Consider the following 3,221-nt stretch of genomic DNA (forward strand, 5'->3'; position numbering starts at 1 on the left):
TGAGAAACAAGCTGGTATCAGTGGTGGGAGTCAATCCCCCAGCTGATATAGCCTCCGGCAGGATTGCAGAGGTGCGCAGTAGAAGTATGTCATGCAATTGCATGACGCGCACCTCGCAGCAAGAATGCCGAGGCATTCTTGAATTTCAGAAAGGCAAAAGATAAATGAGACATTTTGACATTATAAAATGGCTTTGGGTAGCCGGAATTATATACACATTTTTGCAGGGATATACATTTTATATGCAGAGACAGGGAGAAATAGCAGTTGGCTGTTCTTTTCTGTGTGCTTTTTGCATTTTCCAGTTTATTAGACGATTACACACGCTTTACTATCTCCATATGAAAATGAAAAATATTGACAAATTAAATGGTAGAGCATTTGAACGTTATCTCACTGTCCAGTTCCGGCATCTCGGTTATCATGTTACACTCACAAGTTATAGCCATGACTATGGAGCAGATCTTGTTCTTCGCAAATGGGGAAAAAAGATTGTTGTTCAGGCAAAACGCTATGAGCGAAATGTGGGAATTGCGGCTGTTCAGGAAGTTGTTGGTTCTATTGCTTATTACAAAGCTGATCGGGCAATGGTTGTTACAAATAGCAACTTTACGAAAAGTGCCAGAGATCTCGCCAAAAGAAATGAAGTAGAATTGTGGGGGAGAAAAGAAATGCAGAAAAAATTTCATATAAAAGCCTGAGTTCTGCTCGTTGGAAGCTCGAGAAACCAGTTGGAGGGATTTTGGGGAGAGTACAGGAGAATACAGAATGTCTGGAAAAGAAAATTTGTTGGATTGACATTTAAACCATTATCGTAATGGCATATGATAATAGTTTTAGAGCGTGTTTGAAAAATCATTCCTACAATCTGTACACCCCGTCAGATAGTTGTGATTTTTAAAAAGATTGAATATTCTGACAATAATAAAATGAATTCAGTAAAAACTAAAAAAACAGATGATAAAATATTGAATTTAGAAAATCAGAGAAAAATATAAAAATAGTGTTGACAAAATAAGAATCCTGCTTTATAATACAGACATAAACAAAGAACGGACGGCACAGTCCATCATATAGATTTTGAAATTACAGGTTTTGCTTTTATCATGAAAAAGAGGTGAGAGTGCAAACAGATTAAAATTAATTTCAGAATTTAAATAAGCCAGAAGGAGGTACGGACCACCAAAAACATAAGTTATAATTCAGATTAGTAACATATTAATAATAGGAGGTACAGACCACCAGAAAGTTAAGTTTAGGATTCAGGAAACGATACTAAATAGGAGGTATAAACCACCAGAAAGTTAAGTTTAAGATTCAGGAAACGATACTAAACAGGAGGTATAAACCACCAGAAAGTTAAGTTTAAGATTTAAGAAACTATACTAATATAGGAGGTACAGACCACCAAACAGTTAAGTTAAGATTCAGGAAACGATACTAAACAGGAGGTACAGACCACCAGAAAGTTAAGTTAGGATTTAGGAAACGATACTAATATAGGAGGTACGGTCCAACAAAAACTTAAGCTAAGACTCGAAACGATATCATAGCAGGAGGTACAGACCGACAAAAACATAAGCTATCGAATTTAAGTGAGATTGCAGATTTGAAAGTTTGATGGTTGCGAGTGATTAATATCAAGAGATAACACTTCAGGTAGTAGTAAAAAGAGAAGAACTTAGAGAATCCAGGGAATCAGCTTAGAATTCAGAAGAATAATCGCCCAAAAAAGAGATGAATAATATAACCGGAGATTTTAAGGGATTGGAAGCAGGTGTATTATAAATCATAATCCTTTTGTAGAAGATAGAAGGAAAACTGATAACGAATAATACAGACCACGGAAGATTAGCTTAGAGTTAAAAGGGAAATAGGAGGTATAGTCCGTTGGACATAATTGAAAATCATTAGCGGAGAGCATCTAGAATTAGTAGTCAGGATGCTCTCTTTTTTTGTGCTCTTTTTGCCTGATTCTATTATTTTCTTGGTAAATATGATATACTTTTTACATGATATCGCTATTGCGGAAATATAAAAATATTTAAATATAAGATATTTTATAAAGGAGGTGCTAGTATGACAATTGGAGATTTTTTTACAATGGCGGCAGTCATTGTTGCAGCATGTCTTGTATACAATTTTGTTAAGGCATATACTAAGAAAAAATAAGAACTATTGCAGAGGAAAATAGGAGAGAAAGATGAAAAAAAGCAACATAAAAAGAATCTTAAGCGGAGTATTTGCCATGTTAATGGTGTGCTGTATCGCATTTACAACACAGGGATTGACCGTTAATGCCGCTATTGTTTCTGGAGGAAAGAAAAATTATAGTTATAAAGAACTAAAAACTGATTTAAAACAATTGCAGAAAAAATATAGAGATCATTGTCAGGTAAATGTAATCGGTAAAACTGCGGATAAAAGGAATTTATATGAAGTTGTGATTGGAAATCCAAACGCAAAGAAGCATCTTCTTGTGATTGGGAATCTTCATGCAAGAGAACATATGACAGTGCAGTTATGCATGAAACAAATTGAATATTATCTGAATAATTATAATAAGAAAATAAATGGCAAAAAAGTTTCAGCTACTTTAAATAAGGTAGCAATTCACTATGTACCCTCCTGTAATCCAGATGGAACAGCCATTAGTCAGAAGGGATTTAACGCTATTCGTAATAAAAGTCTTAGAAATGGTTTAAGAAGGATGGGCGGAAGTTCCAGTAAATGGAAAGCCAATGCAAGAGGTGTAGATTTAAATCGTAACTGGAAGGTAGCATTTAAAAAGGCCGGTAAAAAAGGTTCCTCCGGTTATCGAGGTCCCAAAGCAGCCAGTGAAAAAGAAGTACAGGCACTTGTAAAATGGGTAAATCGTATTGAGAGAAGAGGGAAAATCGCAGGCGTTGTCAGCTATCATTCTACAGGTTCTATTCTTTATGGAAGATGTGCCAGCCGCGCAACTAAAAAAGTAAGAAATATAACAACAAGAATGTACAAATTAGCAAAAAGTCTTACAAGATATCATCTTATGCCAACTGAATCCATTTCTGTAGCAAGAGGATGCTCTCGAGAATACTTCCTCTATAAAAGAAATATTCCATGCATTACCATTGAAGTTGGAGTGGGAGCAGCACCGTTAAGTGGAAGAGAATTTAACTCTATCTGGAATAAAAATAAAAATGTAGTAATCAGAGAAGCTCAGTTATTTGATTAAAAAT

2 protein-coding genes are annotated in these 3,221 nt (G+C 35.1%); both read left to right on the forward strand.

The features are described 5' to 3' along the window. Positions 1-341: 341 nt before the first annotated feature. Positions 342-701, forward strand: a complete 360-nt coding sequence (locus tag EUBHAL_RS11055; protein ID WP_167534404.1) for a restriction endonuclease — start codon at positions 342-344, stop codon at positions 699-701. 1,502 nt (positions 702-2,203) lie between these two features. Beyond that, positions 2,204-3,217: a M14 family zinc carboxypeptidase gene (locus EUBHAL_RS14935; protein WP_005349512.1), complete on the forward strand. Its 1,014-nt coding sequence runs from the start codon at positions 2,204-2,206 to the stop codon at positions 3,215-3,217. Positions 3,218-3,221: the final 4 nt, after the last annotated feature.

This window comes from Anaerobutyricum hallii DSM 3353 (genome assembly GCF_000173975.1).
Lineage (GTDB): Bacteria > Bacillota > Clostridia > Lachnospirales > Lachnospiraceae > Anaerobutyricum > Anaerobutyricum hallii.